Here is a 25897-nt window from a genome sequence, read left to right as displayed (position 1 = left end):
ATAGGAGAGACGGTATCTACAGAGGGGATAGCCCATACTGTAGGAGCGGCTTCAGCCGCGATCAAAGCGGACTAAAGTCTCGCACCTCCAGCCAGCGCCCCTGGCCCGGATCGTAATGGAAGGTGCCCACCACCTGGACCCGCTGACCCAGGTGCTCCCGGGCCAACGCCAACGGTTCCAGCTCCACCCGATTAAGGGCCTCATCCTCGATCCAGTAATGCTCCGGATCGTCAAAGCCCCGCACCACGCCGCTGGTGGCCACCAGGCTGCCCTGATAGGTCTGCGGCTCGGCGGCCAGCGCCCGCAGCGGCGCCCCCTGGGGCGCGTCGCGGTAATCACAGCCGGCCAGCGTCAGCATTACCGCCAACGCCAACGCTGCCACCGCCGCGCGGCGGCCTCCGTCAAACATCATTACCGCTCCCATCATTACCGCTGCCCGGCTGGGGCGGCACCCGCCATTCCGGCTCCTCGAACTCACCCAGCGGCGTGATCTCGCAGGTGCGCGCGTGTTTTTCCAGGATCGCCTTGACCCGGGCGCTGCGGCTGTCGTCCTTGGCGTCCCGGTGGGCCTTGGAGTCCCAATGGGCAATCGCCAGCAGGGTGTCCGGCTCGCCGATCTTGCGGTGCAGGTAGGTACCCCGGGCACCGGGGGTTTGCTGGATGACGCGGCTGGCCTCGATCCAGGCCTCGGCGTATTCCTCCACGGTGTAGCCGTGTTTCATGCGGACTTCGAAGATGTATTTCATGGCGGTTCCTTACTTAGAAGAGCGGCACTGAAAAGAGCGGCGTTCAGGGCCCGGCGGTCTCCCACCAGCGGTCCGAGGTTTCCATCAGCCCGGCACCGCGCAGCGCCCGGCGGGCCTGTTCCCGCCCTTCCGCATGCAGGAAGGCGCCCACCTCCAGACCGCTCTCATCGTCGCGCAGGATCAGACGCGGCAGATCCACGGAACGAGCCGGCAGTATCACATGCAGATGGGCGTCCGGCCGGCTCAGTTCCCAGCGGCGGCGCGGCGGCCCGCGCACGCCCTGTTCGATCAGCACCCGCTCCGGCTCGATGGTGATGCGCTGGTACAGATAGCTGAGCCGGAAGCAGACCCTGTGCATCAAAAAACACACCAGCCCCACTTCCAGGCCGGCGAACGGCAGCGCCAGCCAGATGCCGGCGGCGCTCCAGGCGGCGGCCACCACGAACACCACCGCCGCGATCAGCGCCATGAACCGCTTCACCTGCCGCCAGTCGGCGGACAGATGGGGACGGAGGGTGATCACCGTGGTTCCCGCCCGGGTTTCGCTCAGCACCATGATGGACTCGGCATCGGATTGACTCGGCATCCAGGTTCGCACCGCCCATGATCGCACCCCCGGCGCCAACATGGGAAATCGCCGCGCGATGACGACGCCGGGCCCAGCCGGTAGCATGGGCGGCTTGTCGAGATACGGACCCTTGCTTGGAGACATGCGCATGATGGGATGGTGGCATTCCCGCCGGCTTCGCTTTCTGGCCGCCTGCGTGGCGACGCTGTGGATTCTGATGGTGCTGCTGCGCGCCGCCTTCTATCTGTTCTTCTCCGAAGTGGGCGACACCGTCAGCGCCGGCCAGATCTGGCAGGCGGTGGGTGTGGGCCTGCGCTTCGATCTGCGGCTGGCCCTGCTGATGGTGTTGCCGCTGGCGGTGCTGGCCTGGCTACCGCGCTTCAACCTGGTCCGCTCGCCGCTGGCCCGTGGCCTGGCGCTGGTCTATCTGGGCCTGGCCACCCTGTTGCTGCTGCTCACCTATATCCTGGATTTCGGCCACTACGTGTACCTCGGCGACCGGCTGAACATCACCGCCCTGCGCTTTCTGCAGGACACCCGCATGTCCACGCAAATGGTCTGGGAAAGCTACCCGGTGGTGTGGATCACCCTGGGCTGGCTGGCCGCCAGCGCGCTGATCACCTGGCTGTTCGCGGGCCTGGCCGCCCGCTTCCTGCTGCGCGACAAGCCACCGATCCGCACCCGTTCCCTGTGGGCCGGGGGCGTGGTGGTGTTCCTGCTGTTCACCTTAGGGCTGCTGGGCCGGGCCACCGACATCAACTGGGAAAACCCGGTGCCCCTGCGCTGGAGTGATGCCTTCGTGTCCGGCGACAAGGCGGTCGCGGCCCTGGGCCTGAACCCGGTGCTGTTCTTCTACGACACCAGCCAGCTGGAGACCGAGCCCTACGACCTGGAAGCGGTGCGCCACTACTACCCGCTGATGGCGGACTTTCTGGACCTGCCCGCCGACCGCCGTGGCGACCTGAACTACCGCCGCCACGTCACCGTGCAGCCCCACCGCCTGGACACCACCCGGCCGCCCAATATCGTGGTGGTAATGCTGGAGTCCCTGGGCGCCAGCCGGGTGGGCGCCTACGGCACCCCGTTCGACCCGACCCCGAACCTGGACCGTATCGCCGAAGGCGGCTGGTTCTTCGAGCATTTCTACGTGCCGGTCACCGGCACCGCCAAAAGCATCTGGGCGTTCCTCACCGGCATCCCGGACGTGGCCCCGGAGGAAAGCGCCAGCCGCAACCCGCTGATCGGCCACCAACGCATGATCGTCGACCAACTGGACGGCTACCGGAAGCTCTACATGGTTGGCGGCAACGCCGGCTGGGCCAACCTGAAAGGCCTGCTCACCCGCAGCATCGACGGCCTGGAACTGTACGAGGAAGGCGACTGGCAAAGCCCCAACGTGGATGTATGGGGCATCTCCGACCTGGCCCTGTTCAAGGAATCCCACGCCATCCTCGACGCCATTCCCGACGACCAGCCGTTCTTCGCCTTTATTCAGACCGCCGGCAACCACCGGCCCTTTACCATCCCGCCGGACAACGACGACTTTAAGGTGCGCGACGACCTCAGCGAGGAGCAACTGAACGGCAACGGCTTCAAGAACGCCGCCCAGTACAACGCCGTGCGCCTGCTCGACTACAACGTGGGCCGCTTCATGGACATGGCCCGCCAAAGCAACTACTTCGACAACACCCTGTTCGTGTTCTTCGGCGACCACAACAACCGCATCACCACCCTGCCGCACATGCCACGCTTCCAGGAGGTACTGCGCCTGGAAAGCCACCATGTGCCGCACATGATCTACGCCCCCGGGCTGCTGCAACCGCGCCGCATCCACGAGGCGGTGAGCCTGATCGACGTGATGCCCACGGTGGCCGGCCTGATCGGCCTGGAATACGACAACACCACCCTCGGCCGGGACATCCAGCAACCCGCCCCGGAAGGCGACCGCACCGCCTTCGTGGTGCTGCGCGAAGGCCCCCGCCCGCAGATCGGCGCGGTCACCGCCGACCACATGGCCCGGCTCAACCACGACGGCGAGGACGCCAGCCTGCACAAGCTTTACAGCGACAACCCGGAACAGGACCGTTCCGACGCGGACCCGGAGACCTTCCAGCACCTGTTCGATCTGGCCCGGGGCTTCTACGAAACCTCCCGCTACCTGTTCTACGACAACGCCATCCGCGACCGCCGGGATGCGCCGGCCGGCGACCAGGAACCCTGATGGAGCGGGTCGGCACCGTGGTGGTCGGCGCCGGCGTGGTGGGCCTGGCGGTGGCCCGCGCACTGGCCCTGGCCGGCGACCCGGTGGTGGTGCTGGAAAACGAAGCCCACTTCGGCGAGCACCTGTCGTCGCGCAACAGCGAAGTGATCCACGCCGGGCTCTACTACCCGCCCGACTCGCTCAAAGCACAAAGCTGCCTGCGCGGCAACGCCCTGCTTTACCAGTACTGCGCCGCCCGCCACATCCCCCACCGCCGCTGCGGCAAGCTGATCGTGGCCGGCCCGGACCAACAGGACGCCCTGGCGCAACTGCTGGACAACGCCAGCGCCGCCGGCGCCACCGGCCTGACCCTGATCAGCGGCGGCAAACTGGCCCGGGAGGAACCCTGGCTGCGCGCCGCCACCGCCCTGCACTCCGCCCACAGCGGCATTGTCGACAGCCACGGCCTGATGGCCGCCCTGGCCCGCGACGCCGAGGACCACGGCGCCCTGCTCTGCCCCCGCCACCGGGTCACCCACATCGACTGCGCCCCCGGCCGCTTCGACCTGCGGGTGGACACCGGCGGCGACACCTTCGAGCTGCGCAGCGACCGCCTGATCAACGCCGCCGGCCTGGGCGCCGTGCCCCTGATCGAACAAATGAACGGCTTCCCCGACGACCAACGCCCCACCCAGCGCTTCGCCAAGGGCAACTATTTCCGCCTCGCCGGCGCCAGCCCCACGGACCGGCTCATCTACCCCCTCCCGGAAGCCCACGGCCTGGGAGTGCACCTCACCGTGGACCTGGCCGGCCGCGCCCGCTTCGGCCCGGACGTGGAATGGGTGGACCACCCGGACTACCGCGTCGACGACACCCGCCAGGCCCACTTCGAAACCGCGGTACGCCGCTACTGGCCAGCCCTCCCCGAAGGCGCCCTGCATCCGGACTACGCCGGCGTGCGCCCCAAACTCATGGTCGACGGCCAACCCCACCCGGACTTCCTGATCCAGGACCACCGCCACCACGGCCTGGAAGGCCTGACCAACCTGCTCGGCATCGAATCCCCCGGCCTCACCGCCGCCCTGGCGTTGGCGGAGCGGATCGCGGCCGGGTAACCGCGCGCACCGCCCTTGATTAGTCTTATAAAAATACTTATATTTCCATCTGTCAGGAGGACAGATGAACGATGTGAAATGGACTCGCAAGGCACCTACCAAGGTTCAAATCATCAACGGCTCGGACGGGAAACCCGCCTTCGTGGTGATCCCCTACGACGAATACGTCGCCACTCACCCCGGTTCAGATCTGATTCCGCATGAAGTGGTCGGCATGATGGTGATGGACGATCTTTCCCCGGCCGCCGCTTGGCGAAAGCACCTCGGCCTGACCCAGCTCCAGGTCGCTGAACGCATCGGTATCACCCAAGCCGCCTACGCCCAACAGGAAAAAGCGAAAAAGCCGCGTGCCGCCACCCGCGCAAAAATCGCCGACGCCCTGGGCATCAGCGCGGACTGGCTGGATATCAACTGATCGCGCCGCCGACTGTCCGCGCCCGGACACAAAAAAGCCCGAGTTCTTGAAGGACCCGGTATTCTTCTGGGCCACTTCAATATTTCTGAACTCCACAACCGTTTTGTCTTCAAGCACGTCTCCGAAATCAGCGAACCCTTGTTGTATTCCTCAACAACGGACGCAACCACCACCCCGATTTTTCCGTCCTGGGACTGCAAGGCGGAACCGCCACCGACCACCTTCCCACTCCAGCCCTGAATCACCCACCTTGCAGCAAAAGAACATTTGAGCGGAAAGTGAAATATGTGATAGATATCGTTATGACAACAAACTTATAAAAACGGAAGCATCATGCACGGAAGAAAAGATTGGACCACCACTTCTGAAGTAATTTCGGCTTTCTTGGGGATAAAACAGAGCAAAACCAGCGGACCAGAAATACTCAAAGCCAAGAGCCTGCTCCTTTTGGCGGCGCTTTTCTGTACACCCGCGCTGGCCGAAACCGCACCCGAGTCCGAGTTCAAGGCCCGGATGGAACGGTGCAAGCTTATGGAGCGGTTTGGCGAAACCGTTATGCTGGCGCGGCAAAGCGGCATGGCCCTGTCCGACACCCTGGAAACGCTCAACAAGGATTCATCGATGCCTTTGCTGAATGCCATTGCCATGAAGGCCTGGGAAGTGCCCCGGTTCTCCAGCGAGCAGCTTCAGCTACGGGCAGTCAACGAATTCAAGGACGGCATTTTCCACGGCTGCATGGAAGGCTGAACCGGCCTTCCAACGCATCCTGGCACCAATACGTTTAACGCTGGGGTTGAACGGCACCGAAAGAGAAAATCTGGAAAGCGGCTATCTCAACGCGCTACGACAATACAGAGAAGCCGCCCTCAGTGACCTGTCCGCTCTTAATACGGACTCTTTCGCGTGCTTGTAACTCGGTTTGAGTATCAGTTTATCGGATGAGGCGGAAATCAGTTCCGCCCTGGCACCGTCCTGGAAAACCAGACGCTCGCCATCATATTTGAGCAACGACACCGCATTCTTCTCATTCCAAGAATGGCAATATCGGCCAGTGCCATCGGGTTCCACCACAAGGGTCACCAGATAGGAACCCATGCTGCCCGTCCATGTGCCGACCAGGCTAGCCGGCGCGGGTTGAACTTTCGCCTCTGAGTAACCGCCCTCCAGCAAGTCATCCAGCGGTGTAGCACAGCCGGACAGCAGCGCCGCCGCTAGTAAAATGCCAAGTGCAAACCTCATTATATCGCCCCCTGATCTATCGCCCATTGCATGACCGGAGCAATGGCGGCGCAGCCGAGATCATGTATTTGGCCGCGCTGTTGATGCTGTTCGCCTGTTAGAGCTGCGGTTTTTCGGAACCTACTCACCCTTGATTTCTCCGGCGCGCTCCTGCGCTTTGCGAATCAAAGTGATTAGATCGTCGAACTTTTCGGCACTGCCAAAAAACATGACCTTGTTCACGTTATGCTCGTCAGTGGCGTAAAGGCTGATGGTCGCTTTGCCGCCACCCTCGTTGGCGACATGGACATACATCTCCCCTTTTGGGTTCTTCCATATACCAATTTCTTCCAGGGTCCTGGCGCCGGCAGAGCCACCCCACACAAGAAAAATAAAGCCAATGATGGCGTATTTCATTTTGCCCTCCTGGGTCGTTTTTATTACATCGGATCATACCTGCCAATTACCCCCCGCACACACTACAGCAGCCGTTGATCCTGATGATTGGCTCTGGTCGGCCCGGATTAACGGGCTTCAGGTATAGCTCTCCTTCGCTGTCACAGTTCCGGGTACGGCAAGCCCAGCCAACCGCTCTACCCGCCACATGCATCCTCTATCTGTCTGGCGATCTAGCCCAATGCCCGTTTATCCCCACGCCTGTGGGGAACCCGGCGAGCAGAGCACCGCGACCGGCGACAAGAACGGCTTATCCCCACACGTGTGGGGAACCCCAGCTGGCCAAAGTCTTCCTGGTCCTGCTCGGCGGTTTATCCCCACACGTGTGGGGAACACGTGCGCGGAGTAGCTGGGCCTGGGCCAATTCCACGGTTTATCCCCACGCCTGTGGGGAACACCTTCCCGTAGGCGGTCACACGGTCGGCGATTTCGGTTTATCCCCACGCCTGTGGGGAACCCGTCGCCACAATGCCGTCCACCCGGCCCGTGCTCGGTTTATCCCCACACGTGTGGGGAACCCCTGCGCCGCGTTCTTTGTCTGCTGCCCTGCTACGGTTTATCCCCACACGTGTGGGGAACCCCGCTTTGCTTGAGGCGCGCGCCTATCTGCGTCCGGTTTATCCCCACACGTGTGGGGAACCCGGCCCTCTTCTGCTTGTCGATGCCGGCGGCGACGGTTTATCCCCACACGTGTGGGGAACCCGCCAGAGCAATATCTGCCGGTACCGACATCGACGGTTTATCCCCACACGTGTGGGGAACCCTCCGCCGAACGCACGAACCTGTTCGCCAACTGAGGTTTATCCCCACACGTGTGGGGAACCCGGCAAGTTGGCCCATCCGGAGGCCGACCGGGCCGGTTTATCCCCACACGTGTGGGGAACCCTGGAATTGGTGGGCGCCGGGCGTTCCGCGGTCCGGTTTATCCCCACACGTGTGGGGAACCCTTGTGACGACCACCAGAACCGGTGGTGGCGTCCGGTTTATCCCCACACGTGTGGGGAACCCGTGGCAAGCGCCACGACTATTTTACCTCTGCTCGGTTTATCCCCACACGTGTGGGGAACCCTGCACCATCTTCGGCTTGAACTTCGTCCACTCCGGTTTATCCCCACACGTGTGGGGAACCCGTCGGTGACCAGCGCCATTACCAGCCCGCCGCCGGTTTATCCCCACACGTGTGGGGAACCCGGCTTTTTCATCATGTACGTAAGGTGAGGGCCCGGTTTATCCCCACACGTGTGGGGAACCCTCGCCCTCGCCCTCTGTCAATTCGTCCTGCCCCGGTTTATCCCCACACGTGTGGGGAACCCCTGCCGAATACCTAAGAATCAGCACAAGCACCCGGTTTATCCCCACACGTGTGGGGAACCCTCGCTGAGGCGCTGGACGTGATGCTGGATGACCGGTTTATCCCCACACGTGTGGGGAACCCATCCATCAATCTGTTTCCTGCAATTTCATTCACGGTTTATCCCCACACGTGTGGGGAACCCTCTAAATGTATCCCATTGATCTTAAAGAAGAAAACCGGGCCGGTAATTTCCACCGAACAAGTTGATCAAAAAACAGCCTTCGATTAGGTACTACAGAAACCGCTCAAACGACGTCACGAGAAAACCATCACTTCGTCAGGCCAGGGTTGTGCTGGATGACAAGGGCGAGGGACACCAGCCAGGTTGGCCGGGTCGGCGGAGCCACCCGGAAGGAGCGCGGTCGTCGACCGAGGAAAGGTTCCGAGGCGCGTTGAGGTTTATGCCTTGCGGATAGAACCAGGGCGGACTCGGCGGCCCGCTCTGGAGGCGGGCCGCCGCGGATAAAGCAGAGGGCCAAATCTCACGCTGTCACTGACTGAGGTCGCGGAGTCCCGCTGACAAACCGTGGCGTTAACTCCGGAGCCAGAAACGGGCCGGAATCGATTTGCTCAGAGGCAACTGGAATGCTCGCCATAACGATAAACCAGATAAGGGCTTCCATGATCGGTGCTCACAAAATACACCAGATCCTCCCAAATCAAGCCGTCAATGATCTCCTCGTCATCCGTTTGGGACATGAGAAAAAGCTCAAGCCGCTGGACGCCATCGATATGGTGGGATGCTACTTCCCCGGCTATGTCCCACTGCACCACAGGGCCCGGCTGTGGAGCGTCATAGTCCATTCTTTCCGTGCGCGACCCTGTTACCGTGCCGTCCGACATAATGTTCAGAGTCATGGAGTCTGAAGACAAGTAGTCGCCCTGGCTTATGTATTCGGTGCTGATGTTTCGGCAGCCGGACACCGGGGTAACCGGCTCGGCGGTATCACCGGCGTAGGCGAACTCAACCGATTGTCCCGCGAGCGAGCCCTGTATGGTCTGGCCTTCCACCGTCGAGGCGCTCCATTGGACAGACTGGCAAACGCCTTCGGCCGCGAACGTCCGTTGCTGACCGTCTTCCCCACGCTGATGCTCGCACAAAAGAAGGTCAGCGGATGATTCCGCGCGCATGGGCACTTTGCCATACACGGAATAGAATTCGACATTATCAGTATCAAGCCAGCTACCGGTCATGGTGCCGTCGGTATCAATGAAGAGCGAGGAGCTATAACCATTAACTTCGCCCTGCCAAAGCCCGGCAAGATCCGCCGGCTGGCTCGGATTTCCATTACCTGGGGACTCGGAACCTCCGCCACCTCCGGAGCCCCCGCCTCCACAACCAAACATCATAAAAGACAGAACAAAAAATACAGCCCATTTCATTATTAATATCCTCCTTTTGGCGGGACCACCATAGGATCGGACTGCAACCCGGTCCACAATATATGCCTTCTTCCAGTCATTTTTGCCGACCGGAATAGAAAAATTTCTACTTGTCTTTATTCAAGGTGGGTGAGTCTTCGACGGGCAGAAAAGAGACCAGCCGCAGGCCGTCATGGTCCACGGGCACACGGCGGTTCTCGCCACAGGTCTGGAAGTCAAAACCGGATTCGGTGTTGGTGGCCCAGCAAAACGCCACATTGCCCTCCTCCACCAATTCCTTGGCCTGTTCCCAGATCATTTCACGGATGCGTTTGCTGACATCGCCGACGTAGACGCCGGCGCGGATCTCCAGCAGCCAGACGGCAAGGCGCCCGCGCAATCGCGGCGGGACATTCTCGGTGACCACCACCAACATGCTCATCCCTGGCTCCGGTGGCCGCTGTCGGCAAGGGATTCCGGTTCGGGAATGGCGGGTGGCTGGCTGTCTTCCGGCGGTGGCGGGGGCTCAATACCCCCGGCGGCGAGGACGTCCTCAATGGCCGGTATAATTCGCTTGAGCAACTTGCTCTGCCGGAAGACATCGCGGCAGGCGACGCGCACCGCACGGTCTGGTGCCACGGGTTTGCTGGCGGCGATGCGAAAGGCGACGGGAACCACGGTATCAAACTTAAACAGGTCCGCTATGTCGTACACGAACGACAACGGCTTCCCTGAGTGTACAAAGCCGACCGCCGGGGCATACCCGGCGGCGAGAATCGCGGCCTCAGTCACACCGTACAGGCAGGCGGTGGCGGCACTAAGGCACTGGTTGATCAAATCGGATTTGTCCCATTCCTTTGGATCGTAACGGCGGCCCTTCCAGACAACCCCGTGTTGTTTCGCCATCAGCTCGTAGATTTTGCGCACGCGGGCGCCCTCGATGCCACGCAACTGGTCCACGCTGCGCCGCTCCGGAGCCGGTTCGCCAAACCGCTGCTCGAACATACGGCGCACGACCTTGAGGCGCAGGTCCGGATCCAGGGCGAGCTTCGCCTGATAGAGCAGCTTGTCGGAGCGGGCGCCGCCGGGTTGACCACTGGCGTACAGGCGCACGCCTGCCTCGCCGACCCAGATCAATAAAGTGCCGGTCACCGCCGCCAGCTTTACCGCCGCGTGGGAGACCCGGGTACCGGGCTCCAGCATGATGCACGCCACCGATCCCACGGGAATGTGCATGCGCTCGCCATTGACCTCATCGACCACCACGAAGGCGCCGTCTTTTACGTCAATGCGACCGTAGGCAACGAACATCATGGAGACACGGTCCTTGATCGGGATCGGTTTGAGCGGCACGAAGGCCATGGTCAGGCACGCCGTATCATCATCATGCCGAAGCCGAACGCCTTGGAACGGCCCAGGCCCTGCGCCAACGACGCCATGAAGGCCTGTGCATCGGTCACCTCCAGCGTGCCGCTGTAATCCACGCCGGAGAACTGAATCGGCTTACCCTGCCTTCTGCGCCCCAGGCTGTGTTGGCGATAGCCGCTGACCTCCGGCTCCGCCCGGAGGACGAAGCCATTCTTTTCGCCCTGCCCGGCCAACCACTGCCGCGCGGCGGCGTCCATGGCGTCCTTGCATTCCTGGCTGGCGCGCTGATCCGGTGCGAACGCCGCTTTGGCATGCATCAGAACATCGCTGCGAACGGAGTGCTTCTGGCCGTCGACCCGGCGCGCCACGGTGGGGTTGGCGCGTAATCGAAACGCCAGGGTCTCCCCCGCGTCCAGGCGTGGCGCGAACGGTTTGCTTTCCACCGCCAACAGACCGGGCACCGCCACCGGGGTTTGTTCGGAAAGCAGATAAAACAACGGTAACCCCTTGCAGCGCCCTTCGCCGTCGGCGCCGTCCTCGATTTCCTGGCGGAAAAGAAAAGGCCGCGGGCCGCTGTAATCGGGAAACAATCGCCAGAGCAGTTGGTGGGTGCCGTAAGGCTCACCGCCCATGACCGCGAACAGCTCATTGCGGCCAAGGCCATTGAGATCAACACGAACGCGAGAGAGATGCATCAAGCCACCTCCCGGGCGTATTGGTATCGCCGAAATGCCTTGCGCGGGCCGAACTGCCAGCGGTCGCGGTTGAGCGGGTCATCCCACACATCGTTGCTTTCGACGTGCCGGTCGTCACCGTCCAGGTCGGTGGCCGTCCCCTCCCACACATAGAGGCAGGCAGCGTCGGGCCGTAGCCAGCTCTGCTGGCCGGACATCAATGGCTCGAACTCGTGATCAAGGGCCGCCTTCAAGGTCTCACGCTCGATCACCTCCGGCGCCAATGGCGCCGCCAGCGGGCAGGCCCGGCGGCCGAGGTACAGGGGAAACACGGGTTTGAACAGGGCCTCACGGAGAACCGCCAGGTCCTGCCGCGCCGCCGGAGTCGCCCGTACCGCCACCGTCCACAGCCCGTCGCAGCGATACTGGCGGCTGGAGAGAATGGTATGAATCACCTTTTGAGGCGCGTTGAGTTCGTCACGGCGAGTGCGATAACGGACTCTCGATTGTGAGGCGGGCACCTGGGCAGTGTGGTAATCGCTCAGCAAGGTACCGGCACGATATTGCTTCACCGCCACGCGAAAGCCGCCAAACAAAGCTGCCTGCCCCTCCGCGTCGTCACGGCGCAGCCCAAGGGCGGCGCCCAGCAGGCCCAGCAAGGCGCCACGGCCCGGGCAGGTACCCGAGGGACGCGTCTCGCCCACCGCCGCTTCGCCCCAGCTGGCCAGCGGCGCATACAGGCGGAACACAAGATACTGGCTCATGGCGCCCCCTAGCGATCCGCTTTCAGAAACTCGATCAGCGAACCGAGGTCACCGGACTTCATGCCCTCCGGCGCGCCCGGGTAGTCCGGCTCGGCGGACAGTACGAAGCGGCGGTCGGCGCCGGCGCCGTAGGCACCGTCGAAAGCACTCACCTGGCGTTCGAGGCGCTGAATGGCGTCCAGCGCCTGATTGTCACCGCTCACCGGCTTCAGGAAGGACACCGACAGGGAGCGGGGCTGCTGATCACCGGCTTCCACCAGCACGTAGCTGGCGTGGGCGCGGGAACCAAAGCTGTTCTGCTTGCCTTTGGGGGAAGTGCGTACGGCGGCTTCCAGCAGAGCGGCAATGGCGCGGTCCGCCAGTTCCCGATCCCCATCCAGGTTTTCCTCGAGCAGATGGCGATCGATGCAGACATAGGAGTAAAACAACCCCGCGCCAAAGCCGGCATCACCAACATGAGCGGCGCCACGGTGCTCCTCACCGGTATTCAGGTCGTCCACGGCGGTGAAATAGTCGTCCTCGACTTCGGCGGCGTGCACGGTGATGGCGTGCGCCACCTGGCAGGAAGCATCCACGTTGAAAGCCGGTGACGCCGCCAGCATACGACCAAACAAGGCCACGTCCACGGCGCTGGTATGATGACGCAAGGCGTCCAATTCCGATTTTTCTGGAGCGCGCTTCTCTTCGGCAAGCGTGGTCGCCAATGCCTTTACCGCCGCAAGTTCCTCCGGACCGACATGCACGAGCTGGCTGGTCTCCAGCTTGCCTTTTTCCACATCCCCGAACACTTTGGCGATTTCCAGCGCCCATTCATTGGCTTTCTTCTCTTCAACGCCCTGGGCGAGAAGCGCCTCCACAGCGATCAAACCCACTTTCTTGGTGCGCGTACCGCAATGCCGCCCCAGCGCCTCCTCAAACAGCGCGGAAGTACGCCAGGTACGCTTGAGGCTTTGCGAGGAAACCCGCAGCCGCTTTCTGCCCCCCATCATCGCCGTCTTCGGGCGCCCCAGGTCATCCCGGTTGAGGTTGGCCGGCGGGTAGGACGTCAGCAGATGCACTTGAATAAAATGAGTCATGACACACCCCTATTTATAATCAGTGAATTCAGTCGTTGTTCGAGCGGTAACCCGCCACCTGACGGAAATAGTCGTTGGCCCAGCGGAACGCCACCCCCTGCGTGGGCCGCTCGGGGCGCCAGGGGCTCTCGTTTTCTTTCCACCATTGAAGAATGTCATCGGCCAGGGACACCGCGCTGACGCCCTCTTTATCCACCAGCGCCAATGCCCGCCGGAGCCGCATCAGCAGTTCTTCGAATGAATGGCATTCCATCAGTTGCTGAAAGCGCAATTCGCTCATGCGTGGTTGCTTGCTATCACCTTGTTTCTTGGCATCACCTTTGGCTTTACCCGCTTTGGTCGCTAAGCTGACGCCAGCCTGCTCGCCCTTTAGTTCCGCCAGGACCATGGCGACCCCGGCCCAGACGTATAGGGCATCCTTTGCGATTTCGTCACGGCCCAGCCCATCCCAGAGATGCCGAAAGCCCTCGGTGAGCAGCGCGGCTTCCGGGCGGTCGCAGCGGCGTAATTCGGCGCGCACACCTTTTGACCAGCCTGGACGGGAACCGAGTTTCTTGAGCATTTCGGGGGACAGGGTCAGCCGCTGCCACCAGTCACGCACCGCCCATGCTTCGTGGCCGGAGAGAACGTGACAGCGCTCAATCCGCGCGTCTTTCTTCTGTGCGTTTTCAAGCTCCGTATCGCTCATGCCGTTTCCTTCCGCTCAGGGTTGTCGCGTTCGCTCCGCGTCAGAGGAACATGGTATTGGCGGGCGAACTGCGTAATCGGTTTGGCGCCCTTGCCCTGCCCGCTCAGGAAAGCCAGCAGGCGGCTCCTTGCCGACACCACGCGCGGCCAATTGAGCGCCTCCTGAGCGGCGGTGAGCACCTGGTCTTCGAACAGTGCCAGCGAGGCGGCGCGCAGGGCCCGGAACCAGGCGTCGGCGGGCGCGCTCAGGTCGGCTGTTTCACCGTGCTCGATCAACACTGCCTTGATGCTCTCCAGCGCCTGGAAGAAAGCGCCCTCGGTGTTCTCATAAAGCTGCGCTTCCAGGTAGGAGGTGTCGCCCTTGGCATCGCCGGGGCGCTCGAACCAGGCGTTTTTGATCTGGGTGCGCGTGTACCAGACCACCTGACGGGTGAGGTCGGAGAAATGCTGCACCGCCTCGCGGAAGACGTCCTGGAGGGCCTCCGGCAGTACCACCAACGGCATTTCCGTGCCGTACCAGCAGCGGGCTTTCATGTTGTCCATGTCGTAACCGAACACCCACAGCCGGGGCCGCCTTAGAAGCGCTTCCACGTCCTCTCCCCAGGCCCTTTCATTCGTACTGGTCTGATATTTGGCGTCGAGAAAATCACGGACCACCGCCGCCGGCAGCGCACCGGTATTGGTCGGATCCGGCAGCACCAGATAAGACCAGTTGCGGTAACCGATGCCCCCGGGCTGGCCCTTGCTGGACAACGGCGGCTCCTGGGGTTTCTTCGGGTCCGTGCGATAGGGGGTGAGCGGGTGCAGCCAGGGCCCGGCATAGTTGGCGCCGTAATTCTTCGCCTTTACCTCGCGCACGCTTTGCGGCGCCTCACGGCCACACAGATCGCAGCGGCAGGGCTGGTTTTCCACAATCAGGCGAAAGCGCCTCGGCATCGCCCAATACGGATGCAACGGATGCATGTGCTCCGGGAATACCTCGGTGTTCTTGGCTTTGCTTTCCCGCGTGGGCGCCACCCAAGGGAATAGAGTGGCATCCTCCGCCGAGGGCGCCGCAAAGGCCAGCCCATCACGGTCGAACACCGACCCGGACATCACGTTCAGCCACAGCCGCTGCCAAAGACTGGCGTCGCCCGCCTCGGGAAGAACCAGCGTGGTCAGGGGGCCGCCACCCCGCAGGCCGACGCGGTAACCAGCGCCGCCGGACGGCGCATTGATCTGCATGGTGAACAAGGCCATGGCCGCGCAATCCGGGCACATCACCTCGGTACCACCCCGCTTCACGAAGAAGTCGGTATTGTTCTTGATGCCGTTGGCACCCGGCGCGTCGATCAGCAACCCGGCCACCGGCGAGGGCTTGGCGTCGTCCAGCGGGTCCAGATCCTGCATAAAACGCGGGCCATCGCCGTCCAATTCAAAGGCCTGCAGAAAAGGGGCAAAAGCCTCCTCCAGCGCTTTCTGATCCGGCGGTTGTGTCAGACCTTCCAACCAATCAACGTGGTGTTTGGGGGGCAAGGCGGTCTGCAGCAGGCCAATCAGCCATTGGTAGGCCGCGCCCTGGAAGTCAGCACGCGGCAGGCCCAGATCGACGATGTCCGGATCGGATATCGCCGTAGGTGGTGCGTATCGCGTTTGACCATTTCGCGTCCTGAACGGCAGCCAGTCTTCCTTTAGCAAGTTCATACTTATCTCGATTCCCTCCGTTCAGCGACTATCGCCGTCTACCCCAACAAACACCCGAGCGCCGGATCGTAGCGTACCGCCGCGTCCGCCTCGGGCAGCCAGGGTCGGGTGTATTTCAGTGCTTTGTACCGGCCCTGCAATTCTTCCCAGGCGGCCAGATCGGCCCCAGCCAGCTCCGGCAGCTTGCGTGCCTGGCTTTCGCGCAGGCGAAGCTGGCTGAGCATGGCGGCATGGCGCTCGCCTTGAGCCCATAACACGATCCCGCCTTCGGCCTCCCTTTTCAGTAGCACCACATTCACGGTGGGCTCGTCGCTGAGCCGGGTGCCGATTTCCTGGTGGTCGTCCAGCCAGGGTTGGTCATCGCCCACGTAACCGGCGGCCAGGTCCAACAGGTTGTAGCGCGCCATGGAGATCCTGCCCTGATCCTCGCCCTCCTGCTGGAGGTGCACGTCGCGCAGCCCCTCGGGCAGGGTTTCTTCGGATACGCCGTAGACACCCTCCAGTAACACACGGGCGTCATCGGGCAGATGGATGCCGCCGCGCTCGCGGAGCACTTTCTGAGTCAGCCAGCTTATCGCCACGTCGGGGTACACGAAGGAGGTGCCTGGCAAGGCGTCCCGCAGCCAGCTGACGCCGGGCCGCTCATCCCATGGCGGCGCCAGCACCCAGAGGCGTGGCAGCGGGCGCTCACCACGGTCATGGCGCTGCAGGCGGCCGGCCCGCTGTATCAGCAAATCCACCGGCGCCAGGTCGCTGATCATCACATCCACATCGCAGTCCAGGCTCTCCTGGAAGACCTGAGTGGCGATCAGCACCTGGCCCCTGCGCGCCTGCGGTTCCGAGTCCTTGCCAAGCGCCGACAGCACCCTGGACTCAATTTCCTGGCGGTCCGCCATGGCGAAACGGCTGTGGAACAGGACGCAGCGATCCGGCTCGGGGTGACGGTCCCGTACCGTTTGATAAGCCCGGATGGCGTCATCCACCGTGTTCCGTACCCAGGCCACGGACCGCCCCTCGGATACGGCATTGAGCAGTGTCTCCACCGCCTGATCTTCATCCTCAAGCCAATCCACCGCCACGGATCGGCGGCTTGCCGGTCTCGCTTGCACCGGCTGTTCCAGAACGGACGGATCGCCGCCGGTGCGGGTTAGCAAAGGAAACTCCGTCTCTTGCAACGATATCGGGGCGGCGTTCAACGCCTGGCGCCAGGCATTTACCAGCGCCTGGCGCTGGCCCAGAGGCAGAGTCGCGGTCAGCAAGATGGCGCTGCCGCCCTGTCTGGCGTGGTGAGCCAGCAAGGCCACCAGAAGCGACCGGGTATAAACGTCGTAGGCATGGACTTCATCGACGATAAGCACCTTGCGCGCCAACCCATACAGCCGCAGCGATTGGTGACGAAACGGCAGCACGCCCATCAGTGCCTGGTCGATGGTGCCCACCGCCACGTCCGCCAACAGCGCTTTCTTGCGCGAGTCCGCCAGCCAATGGTTGCACTGCGCCGACGCGCTGGCTTCATCGGCGCGATAATTCCGGTCGCCGGGCTGGTCACCGACCAGCGAACGGGCGAAGTCCTCATTCAAGTCGCGGGCCCCGTGGGCCAGCACGAAGGATGGCGCGCCCTCCTCCGTGTAAAAGCGACGATGCATGGCGCCCAGGCGGGAGTACATGGCGTTGGAAGTGGCCATGGTGGGCAAAGCGAAATACAGCCCTTCCGCCTCCCCGGCATACAGCAGCCGCTGAGCCAGAATACAGGCGGCTTCGGTTTTGCCGGCCCCGGTCACGTCTTCAAGAATAAAAAGCTGTGGCCCGGCCTGAAGCTCAAGCGCTTCCACCGCGCTTTGAAGGGGCGTGGGCGTTACCGCCTTACCCTTGAACCAGGTGCTCAGGCCGGTATACGGCCTGGGCTCCAGCGTGTGACCGAACCCGGTGGCGGACAGAGCCTGTTCCGCCTTTTCAAGCGCCGCCGGCCAGTACGCTTTCAAGGGGTCGGGTTCGTCAACGTATTCGAAATAGGTCTGATTGGAACCGAGCCAATCGCTGAGGACCGCCCAGCCAGCGAGCGTCCAACTCAACCCACGCAGCGATGCGGCCCATTGCGCCGAGGTTAATTGCTCCACCGGCCAGGGCACCGCCATCAGAGCCGCCCATTCGGCCACAAAGGCCCTCGCCGCCTGAAGGTCATCGGCGTGCTGATCCGCACCGAAGAAAGACTGCATTCGCAAGCCATTCCGCGCCACCGGCTTGCCATGGTGCCCGAACACCACGCTGGTCAAGACGCCCAGCGTGGCGCTCAGGGTGTTGCGCTGATCACCGTCGAAGGATTGTTTTGGAAAGCCCAGGGTGCCATCCCTCAGCCAGGGAATGCCCGCCTCGGACCATAGCAAGGCGCCCAGACGATCGTGGCGTTCGGTGTATTGGCAGGACCTTAACGGCGGGACCAGAGACCCCATGGAAACCAGCCCCTGGAAAGCACGGGCGAACTTGCCCAAGTCGTGCAGCCCCAGGAAGAACACCAGCAGAGAGCGTAATATCGGTGGAGGAAGATCAAGGCGCCGGGCCAGCAGCCGGGCCAAGGGACGCTCCGGCGCCAACAGGTGCCAACCCACGGCCGCCACGTCCAGACTATGGAACGGCAGCAGATGGTAGGCCGCGCCCTCAGCGGAAGCCGGCCGAGCTTTACCCCAATACAAAAAACAAGCCGGCCAATCAGTAGCGTGCATCCCGATCACAAATCCCTTTTGCCTCTTTTAGCCGCTTTGTCCAACGGCGAGGTTTTTTATCACTGGGCTCTTCGGCCCATCACGCGGAACCATTGACGACATCGCCCCAGGCAACGTCGCCAAGCTCACAATCTAGCGCCCTGTGACGCAGATCACAACAGAGCACCGTTGACCCTGGCGCCACGCCCATACGGGCGGCAGGGACGAATCAGACCGTATGCGGGACCGGTTTACCATCCTCCCCCTTTTTCGGTATTAAAATCTGACACCATGACCGCAGACGGCAAAGTACCCTGAAGGCTATATTCCGCGCTCCTAGGCCCGGACGCCAAACCGTATCAGGTCCCTGATGCTCGGGCATTTCTTGAACAAGCAGGAGTCACCCCATGAACGCGATGAGCTATAAGGGCCACGCGGCCTGAATTACCACATCATGCTCATTGGTGGCCACCACACGGCCGTGGGGAACACCGCCAGGCTGTCCTCTTCTGCTGGCCAATGAGCGGCTTATCCCCACGCCTGTGGGGAACACGCCGGCAAGGGCGTGGATAACCGCGCCGATCTCGGTTTATCCCCACACCTGTGGGGAACACGTTGGACAGCGGGCCGGAGATGCGCTCCATCTGCGGTTTATCCCCACACCTGTGGGGAACACCGCTCGAACGTGCCCAGCCACTCGGCCAGCAGCGGTTTATCCCCACACCTGTGGGGAACACCAGTGTTCCGGGTTAATCCGTCTAGCCATTTCCGGTTTATCCCCACACCTGTGGGGAACACCAGTTCCGCGCGGTCACCCAACAAATCCTTTCCGGTTTATCCCCACACCTGTGGGGAACACTCCACGTCGTCCGGCGCCGCGAACGCCGACGGCGGTTTATCCCCACACCTGTGGGGAACACAACTCCGCCGCGCTGAAGTGTTCGAGCGGCAGCGGTTTATCCCCACACCTGTGGGGAACACGTGAGTGTGCCCATCAGGATCCAGCCTCCCAGCGGTTTATCCCCACACCTGTGGGGAACACCTGGCCCGGCACCAGACGGAAACGCGGGAACACGGTTTATCCCCACACCTGTGGGGAACACAGGTACCAGTCGTCGTAGCCGTTCAGGTTCAGCGGTTTATCCCCACACCTGTGGGGAACACTCCAAGCCGATCTCGTCGGCCATTACCGCACCCGGTTTATCCCCACACCTGTGGGGAACACAGGATCCCCGCTTTGATCGCCTGCAAGAATCCCGGTTTATCCCCACACCTGTGGGGAACACTATCTCCCGGCTGTTGGCGTCTCTGGCGTAGGCGGTTTATCCCCACACCTGTGGGGAACACTGGCTGGACTACGGCTACCCGCAGCACCCCTACGGTTTATCCCCACACCTGTGGGGAACACGGGCCGCGCCATTGGGTGGGGCGAGGAAAGCACGGTTTATCCCCACACCTGTGGGGAACACGCGTTGATCTCGCCCACCATATGGAAACAGCCCGGTTTATCCCCACACCTGTGGGGAACACGTGCTGCACACGGTAGATCATGCCAGTTGACGCGGTTTATCCCCACACCTGTGGGGAACACTGCTGATGAACGAGGGAGAACTGATCGACGTCCGGTTTATCCCCACACCTGTGGGGAACACCCTGGGCGATGAGTGAGCAGCATAAAGGAGTGCGGTTTATCCCCACACCTGTGGGGAACACAGGGAATCCCCAGGTGTCGTCGCCGCCGGCACCGGTTTATCCCCACACCTGTGGGGAACACCGGCACTCGGTGACGCGCACCTCAGCGAACGCCGGTTTATCCCCACACCTGTGGGGAACACGCCCCTCTACCCAGCGCCCAGACCCAGGAGCCCGGTTTATCCCCACACCTGTGGGGAACACACCTCCCGGCTGTCCGTGGCGATATGGGGGTGCGGTTTATCCCCACACCTGTGGGGAACACCCCGGTCACCGGGAAGCGGGTCCACATGGTCGCGGTTTATCCCCACACCTGTGGGGAACACCGGATCAGCAGGGCCACGCCGGCAAGCACCTGCGGTTTATCCCCACACCTGTGGGGAACACTCTTCCTCGGACTCGCGGACACGCTGGAAGATCGGTTTATCCCCACACCTGTGGGGAACACGTGCCGCCAATGCTGCGACAAAATGTCGTTACCGGTTTATCCCCACACCTGTGGGGAACACGCGTGGAACGCCTGTTCGAGGTTGTCAGCCTGCGGTTTATCCCCACACCTGTGGGGAACACGTAGTCGCCGATAAAGTACCGCTCCATCTCCCGCGGTTTATCCCCACACCTGTGGGGAACACCCGTAGGCGCTCTCGTAGTCCTCGTAGATTTTCGGTTTATCCCCACACCTGTGGGGAACACGCGTCGGCCAGTGATACCTGGGTAGCCCGCACCGGTTTATCCCCACACCTGTGGGGAACACTCCGGCAGGTGCGGATTGCTGTACGACGGCGCCGGTTTATCCCCACACCTGTGGGGAACACATCGCCACCATTTGAGTTATGGTGATTTCTGGTGTATGGAAGCAGGCTGAAGGGGTGGCGTATCCTGTTGGTTGATCTCCGCCAAGATCACAACCAACAGAGGAATGATACGCCATGCCCAAGTCTAACCTGCATGCTCTTTCACAACCAGAGGTAGCCAGCAACGACCCGTTGCACGAGTTGATCCGGCAGGGTGCCCGGGATCTGATCGCACAGGCCGTTGAGACGGAGCTGGAGAGCCTGTTGAAGCAGTACGCGGACGTCAAGACGCCGGATGGCCGCCGTGCTGTGGTGCGCAATGGGCACCTTCCCAAACGCGCTGTTCAGACAGGCGTCGGCGACGTAGAAGTCCAGGTTCCCAAGGTCCGGGACCGCAGTGGCTCTGGCATTCGCTTCAACAGCCACCTGCTGCCACCCTACCTGAAGCGCGCCCGGAGCCTGGAGGAACTGATTCCCTGGCTCTACCTGCGAGGTGTTTCCTCCGGTGATTTCCAGGAGGCCCTGAGTGCGCTGGTTGGTGAACAAGCCAATGGCCTGTCGGCCAACACAGTGTCTCGGCTCAAGGCGAAGTGGCTTGATGAGCACAAGGACTGGCAGCGACGAGACCTGAGCCAGAAGCGTTACGTCTACTGGTGGGCGGACGGCGTGTACAGCAACGTCCGCCTGGATGACCGGCTCTGCCTGCTGGTGATCATTGGCGTGACCGAGCACGGCCACAAGGAGCTGGTTGCGGTCGAGGACGGCCACCGGGAGTCCGAAGCCAGCTGGCGAGAGCTGCTCACGGACATACGGGAAAGAGGCCTGGAGCCTTCGCCCAAGCTAGCTGTTGGCGACGGCGCACTGGGCTTCTGGAAGGCCCTGAGCAAGGTGTTTCCGGACACCCGGCACCAGCGGTGCTGGGTCCACAAGACGGCTAACGTGCTGGACAAACTGCCCAAGTCCGTGCAGCCAAAGGTGAAATCGGCACTGCACGAGATCTATCTGGCCGAGACAAGAGACAGCGCTCACAAGGCGTTCGATAGCACCTTGAGGCGGTTTCGGGACAAGTACCCAAAGGCCATGGAAAACCTGGAGAAGGATCGTGACGAGCTGCTGGCCTTCTACGATTTTCCGGCGATTCACTGGATTCACTTACGGACGACCAATCCGATTGAATCCACCTTCGCCACAGTGCGACTGAGAACCAAGCGAAGCCGCTCTTGCGGCAACCGCGACACCACGTTATCGATGGTGTTCAAACTGCTCCAGTCCGCCCAAAAGCGCTGGAAGCGGATCAAGGGGTTCGACCAACTGAAGCTGGTCGTGGACAACGTACAGTTTCAGGATGGAATAGAGGTGGAAGATCAATCTGACAGGAACGCTGCCTGATGGTCATACACCAGATTTGACAATAACTCCCACCATTTTGATGCCTGACTCCAGCCGCGGTTTATCCCCACACCTGTGGGGAACACGCCGCCAGCCGTTCATCCCACAGGGCGCGGAGCGGTTTATCCCCACACCTGTGGGGAACACTGTGATGGATGACGAGACCGCGATTAAGTGTGCGGTTTATCCCCACACCTGTGGGGAACACCTGGAAATAACCAGCGGGTGGTCCAACGTGAGCGGTTTATCCCCACACCTGTGGGGAACACGCCAATGGCCCCGGAAAACCAGACTCCGAACGCGGTTTATCCCCACACCTGTGGGGAACACGTACCGAGTGATCCGATCCCCCATAGCCAGAACGGTTTATCCCCACACCTGTGGGGAACACTCTAAATGTATCTTATTGATTAAAAAGAGGAAAATCGGAGTCCCATTTTCCACCAAACAAAAAGATCAAAAAACAACCAAAAAAACAGGGGCACTTTACCAGTTCAGACACGGTACCTAAGCGACCAGCCAGGCGAACGGTCCGCGGTGCTTGCTGTCCGCTTCAGCATGAGGGGGAACCGTCGTGTACTCGATTGGAGAATCACTGGCGGGTTATTGAAAACTTGATATTCAGGGGGACGCGGCAGCGGGTTGAAAGCCGCGGGTCGGACAGGATGCCGCCGATCAGGGATTGACGGCCCAATTCTCCACGCTCAGACCCTGTACATGGGTGAAGGCACTGTCTGATGTGACCAACACCAAGCCTAGCGAATAGGCGTGCCCGGCGATCATCATGTCCAGGGCGGAGAGGGATACCCCGCGGGCCTGGTTCTCGGCTCTTAAGGTACCGTATCGCTGCGCCACGTCGGAGTTCCATGGCTCGACCGAGACCCGGGCCAAAAATTCACGGACCAGATTCGCAAGGTGTGTCGCTTCAGGTCGGCGCGCAAGTCCGAATCGAAGCTCGCCTTCAGTGACGGCGGATATACAGATTTCCCCTATTGCGGTGGCCGTGACCGCCGTGACGACAGCCGGGTGACCGCGAAGCAGATGACTCACGATGTTGGTATCGAGCATGAATCTAGCCACGATCAATCCCTTCGAGAGGGTCCCGATGCGCATCGGGCGCCTCACGCTCATCCGGGCCCAGAAAATCATCGGGCACATCCGTCCGCGCCTGGACTTCCAGAAAGCCGGCCCAGCTTTCCGGACGTGTACTCAGCACGATATCCCCGGTAACAGGGTCCCGACGGATGAAAACCTCCTTCTCGGTGAAGCGGTACTCAGCCGGCAGGCGCACCGCCTGGCTCCGACCGCTCATGAATACTTTCGCCGTATCGGTCATGGGTAGCTCCCACACAGATGGTATATACCATGTAATATCTCAACTTCCCCGGGTTAATGCAAGCCATCCGGGGAACGGCAATGATCGACCGCCAACTGCTTGCCAAAGGGGCATACGCCACGACTACAGCATCTCGTTTCCCGCCCGGGGGGCATCAAGCCAGTCGCGGTCCTCGGCGGTGAGAGCCGTATCTCCAGGGCTGAAGGTTTTAAGCATTTCACTCAACGTCATCGCCGCCACCGGGCGAATCACCAGCTCCCGACCGCGCACTTCGATTTCCACGTCGCCAAGCGTCATACCCACCTGATCCAGAACCGCTTTGGGGATTCTCACAGCGCGGCTGTTGCCCAACCGCACCAGTTTCGTTCGCGTAACCATGAACATTCCTCCACCCAACAAAGAGCAATCTAGATAATCCGAAATTCATCCTTAATGTATATCCATGGATGTTTTACAGCATCCGGAGTTTGTCTCCGCGCCTGTGGGGAACACCGGTGAACTGGGCGTTGCCCGGTTCCACCCGCCGGTTTATCCCCACGCCTGTGGGGAACACAAACCAGCGCCGATTCGATCAACGCATGGGCACGGTTTATCCCCACGCCTGTGGGGAACACGTGTTCGGTATGGACTTCGCCCGCCACCGCCACGGTTTATCCCCACGCCTGTGGGGAACACTAATCCGGTCAGGTCTGCGATTTCTAGGCCTACGGTTTATCCCCACGCCTGTGGGGAACACTGGTCTTGGGTATGACGAGATTCACTCGATAGCGGTTTATCCCCACGCCTGTGGGGAACACATTGACGTAACCTCCAAATTCTTCCCAAAGAACGGTTTATCCCCACGCCTGTGGGGAACACCGTGCTCAGAGAATGCCAGCCGGCACTTTTCTCGGTTTATCCCCACGCCTGTGGGGAACACGGATCGGCCCTATTCGCCGGTAGGATCGGAGCCGGTTTATCCCCACGCCTGTGGGGAACACGTTGCAAGGCCATGGTGATCCTGACGAACGACCGGTTTATCCCCACGCCTGTGGGGAACACCCCGGTAAAGTCGCATTTCCATGTAGGGCAGCCGGTTTATCCCCACGCCTGTGGGGAACACATCTTCGGAGAAACATTGCAGGCAGTCGTGCACGGTTTATCCCCACGCCTGTGGGGAACACTCGTTGATCTTTTCCAGTGGCGCGTACTTGGCCGGTTTATCCCCACGCCTGTGGGGAACACGGTCGCGGCGCCGTTCGATCCGCCGTTGTGTGCGGTTTATCCCCACGCCTGTGGGGAACACCTCGCAGCTGCATTCCCACTCAAACACAACCCCGGTTTATCCCCACGCCTGTGGGGAACACTTCCCCGGTTTGCGCCCGGGCCACCTCCAGGCCGGTTTATCCCCACGCCTGTGGGGAACACTATTTTTCAGAATTGCCCGTTGGGTGCATTTACGGTTTATCCCCACGCCTGTGGGGAACACGCGGTTGTACAGGCCCGGCCATTGCTGGTCAGGCGGTTTATCCCCACGCCTGTGGGGAACACACGTATTGCGCACTGTTCCGCTGGCCGAACAGCGGTTTATCCCCACGCCTGTGGGGAACACCCCAGAGCGGCAGGGAGGAATGATATGGGCAACGGTTTATCCCCACGCCTGTGGGGAACACTCCGGCAGCATCTGGATGTTTGTCCCCGCGAGCGGTTTATCCCCACGCCTGTGGGGAACACCATTGTTAATCCTTGGTGGCCTTTTCCGTTTTCGGTTTATCCCCACGCCTGTGGGGAACACATAATCAGAGGTGTCCGGGGAAATCCCCGGCGCGGTTTATCCCCACGCCTGTGGGGAACACTACGGCTGATCGCCATAGCGTTCGGTCTGGAACGGTTTATCCCCACGCCTGTGGGGAACACGCGCATCTTGGGCTCGCTGGCGGCCTTCTCGACGGTTTATCCCCACGCCTGTGGGGAACACTGCCCTGTGCCGGCCAGCTTCTCCGGCTGCCCCGGTTTATCCCCACGCCTGTGGGGAACACCGGTACAGCCGCATTTCCATGTAAGGCAGACCCGGTTTATCCCCACGCCTGTGGGGAACACATGCGTTAACGTAATAAGATGATCGGCATTGACGGTTTATCCCCACGCCTGTGGGGAACACAAATTTCCGCTTCTCCGGCAGCCGCTTGAAGACGGTTTATCCCCACGCCTGTGGGGAACACTCCGGGATGTCGCCGATAGCAACCTCTTCAGCCGGTTTATCCCCACGCCTGTGGGGAACACAGCTGGCCGGCCTACGGCCTCTTGGCCATCGTCGGTTTA

General features: G+C 61.7%; 22 protein-coding genes and 4 CRISPR repeat arrays (1 of these 26 running past the window's edge). Of the genes, 5 read left to right on the top strand and 17 right to left on the bottom strand.

What is annotated here, in order from left to right; genetic code table 11:
• Positions 1-61: 61 nt before the first annotated feature.
• From FGS76_RS03805 to FGS76_RS03795, 3 genes are read right to left on the bottom strand one after another with little or no spacing between them, the layout of a single operon-like run.
• Complete coding sequence (locus FGS76_RS03805) at positions 62-412, bottom strand: hypothetical protein (RefSeq protein ID WP_205717170.1); 351 nt, start codon at positions 410-412, stop codon at positions 62-64.
• Positions 402-746, bottom strand: a complete 345-nt coding sequence (locus FGS76_RS03800) for an antibiotic biosynthesis monooxygenase family protein (protein ID WP_138771302.1) — start codon at positions 744-746, stop codon at positions 402-404. Before FGS76_RS03800 ends, FGS76_RS03805 begins: the two co-directional genes overlap by 11 nt.
• Before the next feature lie 43 nt (positions 747-789).
• Positions 790-1332 carry a DUF2244 domain-containing protein gene (locus FGS76_RS03795; protein ID WP_170214390.1) on the bottom strand — a complete coding sequence of 181 codons (543 nt, stop codon included), beginning with the start codon at positions 1330-1332 and terminating at the stop codon, positions 790-792.
• Positions 1333-1462: 130 nt separating this feature from the next.
• Here FGS76_RS03795 and FGS76_RS03790 point away from each other — a divergent pair, with 130 nt between their 5' ends.
• The 4 genes from FGS76_RS03790 to FGS76_RS03775 all read left to right on the top strand — a co-directional run bounded on the left by FGS76_RS03790 (position 1463) and on the right by FGS76_RS03775 (position 5791).
• Complete coding sequence (locus FGS76_RS03790) at positions 1463-3535, top strand: LTA synthase family protein (RefSeq protein WP_240692404.1); 2073 nt, start codon at positions 1463-1465, stop codon at positions 3533-3535.
• Complete coding sequence (locus FGS76_RS03785) at positions 3535-4629, top strand: NAD(P)/FAD-dependent oxidoreductase (RefSeq protein ID WP_138771300.1); 1095 nt, start codon at positions 3535-3537, stop codon at positions 4627-4629. Before FGS76_RS03790 ends, FGS76_RS03785 begins: the two co-directional genes overlap by 1 nt.
• 64 nt (positions 4630-4693) lie before the next feature.
• On the top strand, positions 4694-5044 hold the full coding sequence (locus FGS76_RS03780; protein ID WP_138771299.1) for a helix-turn-helix domain-containing protein: 351 nt from the start codon (positions 4694-4696) through the stop codon (positions 5042-5044).
• Positions 5045-5377: 333 nt separating this feature from the next.
• Positions 5378-5791 (top strand): hypothetical protein, encoded by a 414-nt coding sequence (locus FGS76_RS03775; RefSeq protein ID WP_138771298.1) that lies wholly within the window; start codon positions 5378-5380, stop codon positions 5789-5791.
• 81 nt (positions 5792-5872) lie between these two features.
• Here FGS76_RS03775 and FGS76_RS03770 read toward each other — a convergent pair whose 3' ends face one another.
• The 11 genes from FGS76_RS03770 to cas3 all read right to left on the bottom strand — a co-directional run bounded on the left by FGS76_RS03770 (position 5873) and on the right by cas3 (position 18406).
• Positions 5873-6283 carry a J517_1871 family lipoprotein gene (locus FGS76_RS03770; RefSeq protein ID WP_138771297.1) on the bottom strand — a complete coding sequence of 137 codons (411 nt, stop codon included), beginning with the start codon at positions 6281-6283 and terminating at the stop codon, positions 5873-5875.
• Positions 6284-6403: 120 nt separating this feature from the next.
• A complete protein-coding gene (locus FGS76_RS03765; RefSeq protein WP_138771296.1) occupies positions 6404-6679 on the bottom strand; it encodes a hypothetical protein in 276 nt (91 codons plus the stop codon).
• A 224-nt stretch (positions 6680-6903) separates the two neighbouring features.
• Positions 6904-8214: a CRISPR direct-repeat array (repeat unit 29 nt; unit sequence CGGTTTATCCCCACACGTGTGGGGAACCC).
• A gap of 428 nt (positions 8215-8642) precedes the next feature.
• Positions 8643-9455, bottom strand: a complete 813-nt coding sequence (locus FGS76_RS03760; RefSeq protein ID WP_138771295.1) for a hypothetical protein — start codon at positions 9453-9455, stop codon at positions 8643-8645.
• A gap of 106 nt (positions 9456-9561) precedes the next feature.
• Positions 9562-9876: a type I-E CRISPR-associated endoribonuclease Cas2e gene (gene cas2e, locus FGS76_RS03755; RefSeq protein WP_138771294.1), complete on the bottom strand. Its 315-nt coding sequence runs from the start codon at positions 9874-9876 to the stop codon at positions 9562-9564.
• Positions 9873-10796, bottom strand: coding sequence for a type I-E CRISPR-associated endonuclease Cas1e (cas1e, locus tag FGS76_RS03750; RefSeq protein WP_138771293.1), 924 nt, complete (start codon positions 10794-10796; stop codon positions 9873-9875). Before cas1e ends, cas2e begins: the two co-directional genes overlap by 4 nt.
• A 2-nt stretch (positions 10797-10798) precedes the next feature.
• Positions 10799-11497, bottom strand: a complete 699-nt coding sequence (cas6e, locus tag FGS76_RS03745) for a type I-E CRISPR-associated protein Cas6/Cse3/CasE (RefSeq protein WP_138771292.1) — start codon at positions 11495-11497, stop codon at positions 10799-10801.
• Positions 11497-12240: a type I-E CRISPR-associated protein Cas5/CasD gene (gene cas5e, locus FGS76_RS03740; RefSeq protein WP_138771291.1), complete on the bottom strand. Its 744-nt coding sequence runs from the start codon at positions 12238-12240 to the stop codon at positions 11497-11499. The genes cas6e and cas5e overlap by 1 nt, the downstream gene beginning before the upstream one ends.
• Positions 12241-12248: 8 nt before the next feature.
• Positions 12249-13316: a type I-E CRISPR-associated protein Cas7/Cse4/CasC gene (cas7e, locus tag FGS76_RS03735; protein WP_138771290.1), complete on the bottom strand. Its 1068-nt coding sequence runs from the start codon at positions 13314-13316 to the stop codon at positions 12249-12251.
• Between the two features lie 28 nt (positions 13317-13344).
• Complete coding sequence (gene casB, locus FGS76_RS03730; RefSeq protein WP_138771289.1) at positions 13345-14004, bottom strand: type I-E CRISPR-associated protein Cse2/CasB; 660 nt, start codon at positions 14002-14004, stop codon at positions 13345-13347.
• Positions 14001-15686, bottom strand: coding sequence for a type I-E CRISPR-associated protein Cse1/CasA (gene casA, locus FGS76_RS03725; protein WP_138771288.1), 1686 nt, complete (start codon positions 15684-15686; stop codon positions 14001-14003). The genes casB and casA overlap by 4 nt, the downstream gene beginning before the upstream one ends.
• A 38-nt stretch (positions 15687-15724) precedes the next feature.
• Positions 15725-18406, bottom strand: coding sequence for a CRISPR-associated helicase Cas3' (gene cas3 / locus FGS76_RS03720; protein WP_138771287.1), 2682 nt, complete (start codon positions 18404-18406; stop codon positions 15725-15727).
• 503 nt (positions 18407-18909) lie between these two features.
• Positions 18910-20892: direct repeats of the CRISPR family, unit length 29 nt; unit sequence CGGTTTATCCCCACACCTGTGGGGAACAC.
• Between the two features lie 114 nt (positions 20893-21006).
• Here cas3 and FGS76_RS03710 point away from each other — a divergent pair.
• Positions 21007-22260 carry an IS256 family transposase gene (locus FGS76_RS03710; RefSeq protein WP_138771286.1) on the top strand — a complete coding sequence of 418 codons (1254 nt, stop codon included), beginning with the start codon at positions 21007-21009 and terminating at the stop codon, positions 22258-22260.
• Positions 22261-22317: 57 nt separating this feature from the next.
• A CRISPR array of direct repeats spans positions 22318-22651; the repeat unit is 29 nt; unit sequence CGGTTTATCCCCACACCTGTGGGGAACAC.
• Between the two features lie 284 nt (positions 22652-22935).
• On the opposite strand, the gene FGS76_RS03705 is transcribed toward FGS76_RS03710, so the two are convergent.
• The 3 genes from FGS76_RS03705 to FGS76_RS03695 all read right to left on the bottom strand — a co-directional run bounded on the left by FGS76_RS03705 (position 22936) and on the right by FGS76_RS03695 (position 23980).
• Positions 22936-23328 carry a type II toxin-antitoxin system VapC family toxin gene (locus FGS76_RS03705; protein ID WP_205717169.1) on the bottom strand — a complete coding sequence of 131 codons (393 nt, stop codon included), beginning with the start codon at positions 23326-23328 and terminating at the stop codon, positions 22936-22938.
• A gap of 4 nt (positions 23329-23332) precedes the next feature.
• Positions 23333-23596 (bottom strand): antitoxin, encoded by a 264-nt coding sequence (locus FGS76_RS03700; RefSeq protein WP_138771284.1) that lies wholly within the window; start codon positions 23594-23596, stop codon positions 23333-23335.
• 123 nt (positions 23597-23719) lie between these two features.
• Complete coding sequence (locus FGS76_RS03695) at positions 23720-23980, bottom strand: AbrB/MazE/SpoVT family DNA-binding domain-containing protein (protein WP_138771283.1); 261 nt, start codon at positions 23978-23980, stop codon at positions 23720-23722.
• A gap of 79 nt (positions 23981-24059) precedes the next feature.
• A CRISPR array of direct repeats spans positions 24060-25897; the repeat unit is 29 nt; unit sequence CGGTTTATCCCCACGCCTGTGGGGAACAC; it runs 1730 nt beyond the window's last position.

Origin of the sequence: Alloalcanivorax gelatiniphagus (assembly GCF_005938655.1) — a bacterium.
GTDB classification, from domain to species: Bacteria; Pseudomonadota; Gammaproteobacteria; order Pseudomonadales; family Alcanivoracaceae; genus Alloalcanivorax; species Alloalcanivorax gelatiniphagus.
This window is presented reverse-complemented; position numbering and strand designations above follow the sequence as displayed.

Coding starts and splice junctions, on each gene's coding strand:
- FGS76_RS03760 (WP_138771295.1), bottom strand. CDS start 9,455: ATGAAATGGGCTGTATTTTTTGTTCTGTCTTTTATGATGTTTGGTTGT.
- FGS76_RS03765 (WP_138771296.1), bottom strand. CDS start 6,679: ATGAAATACGCCATCATTGGCTTTATTTTTCTTGTGTGGGGTGGCTCT.
- cas6e (WP_138771292.1), bottom strand. CDS start 11,497: ATGCATCTCTCTCGCGTTCGTGTTGATCTCAATGGCCTTGGCCGCAAT.
- cas3 (WP_138771287.1), bottom strand. CDS start 18,406: ATGCACGCTACTGATTGGCCGGCTTGTTTTTTGTATTGGGGTAAAGCT.
- FGS76_RS03695 (WP_138771283.1), bottom strand. CDS start 23,980: ATGTTCATGGTTACGCGAACGAAACTGGTGCGGTTGGGCAACAGCCGC.
- FGS76_RS03700 (WP_138771284.1), bottom strand. CDS start 23,596: ATGACCGATACGGCGAAAGTATTCATGAGCGGTCGGAGCCAGGCGGTG.
- FGS76_RS03780 (WP_138771299.1), top strand. CDS start 4,694: ATGAACGATGTGAAATGGACTCGCAAGGCACCTACCAAGGTTCAAATC.
- cas1e (WP_138771293.1), bottom strand. CDS start 10,796: ATGGCCTTCGTGCCGCTCAAACCGATCCCGATCAAGGACCGTGTCTCC.
- FGS76_RS03795 (WP_170214390.1), bottom strand. CDS start 1,332: ATGCCGAGTCAATCCGATGCCGAGTCCATCATGGTGCTGAGCGAAACC.
- FGS76_RS03790 (WP_240692404.1), top strand. CDS start 1,463: ATGATGGGATGGTGGCATTCCCGCCGGCTTCGCTTTCTGGCCGCCTGC.
- FGS76_RS03705 (WP_205717169.1), bottom strand. CDS start 23,328: ATGCTCGATACCAACATCGTGAGTCATCTGCTTCGCGGTCACCCGGCT.
- casA (WP_138771288.1), bottom strand. CDS start 15,686: ATGAACTTGCTAAAGGAAGACTGGCTGCCGTTCAGGACGCGAAATGGT.
- casB (WP_138771289.1), bottom strand. CDS start 14,004: ATGAGCGATACGGAGCTTGAAAACGCACAGAAGAAAGACGCGCGGATT.
- FGS76_RS03800 (WP_138771302.1), bottom strand. CDS start 746: ATGAAATACATCTTCGAAGTCCGCATGAAACACGGCTACACCGTGGAG.
- cas5e (WP_138771291.1), bottom strand. CDS start 12,240: ATGAGCCAGTATCTTGTGTTCCGCCTGTATGCGCCGCTGGCCAGCTGG.
- cas7e (WP_138771290.1), bottom strand. CDS start 13,316: ATGACTCATTTTATTCAAGTGCATCTGCTGACGTCCTACCCGCCGGCC.
- FGS76_RS03785 (WP_138771300.1), top strand. CDS start 3,535: ATGGAGCGGGTCGGCACCGTGGTGGTCGGCGCCGGCGTGGTGGGCCTG.
- FGS76_RS03775 (WP_138771298.1), top strand. CDS start 5,378: ATGCACGGAAGAAAAGATTGGACCACCACTTCTGAAGTAATTTCGGCT.
- FGS76_RS03805 (WP_205717170.1), bottom strand. CDS start 412: ATGATGTTTGACGGAGGCCGCCGCGCGGCGGTGGCAGCGTTGGCGTTG.
- FGS76_RS03710 (WP_138771286.1), top strand. CDS start 21,007: ATGCCCAAGTCTAACCTGCATGCTCTTTCACAACCAGAGGTAGCCAGC.
- FGS76_RS03770 (WP_138771297.1), bottom strand. CDS start 6,283: ATGAGGTTTGCACTTGGCATTTTACTAGCGGCGGCGCTGCTGTCCGGC.
- cas2e (WP_138771294.1), bottom strand. CDS start 9,876: ATGAGCATGTTGGTGGTGGTCACCGAGAATGTCCCGCCGCGATTGCGC.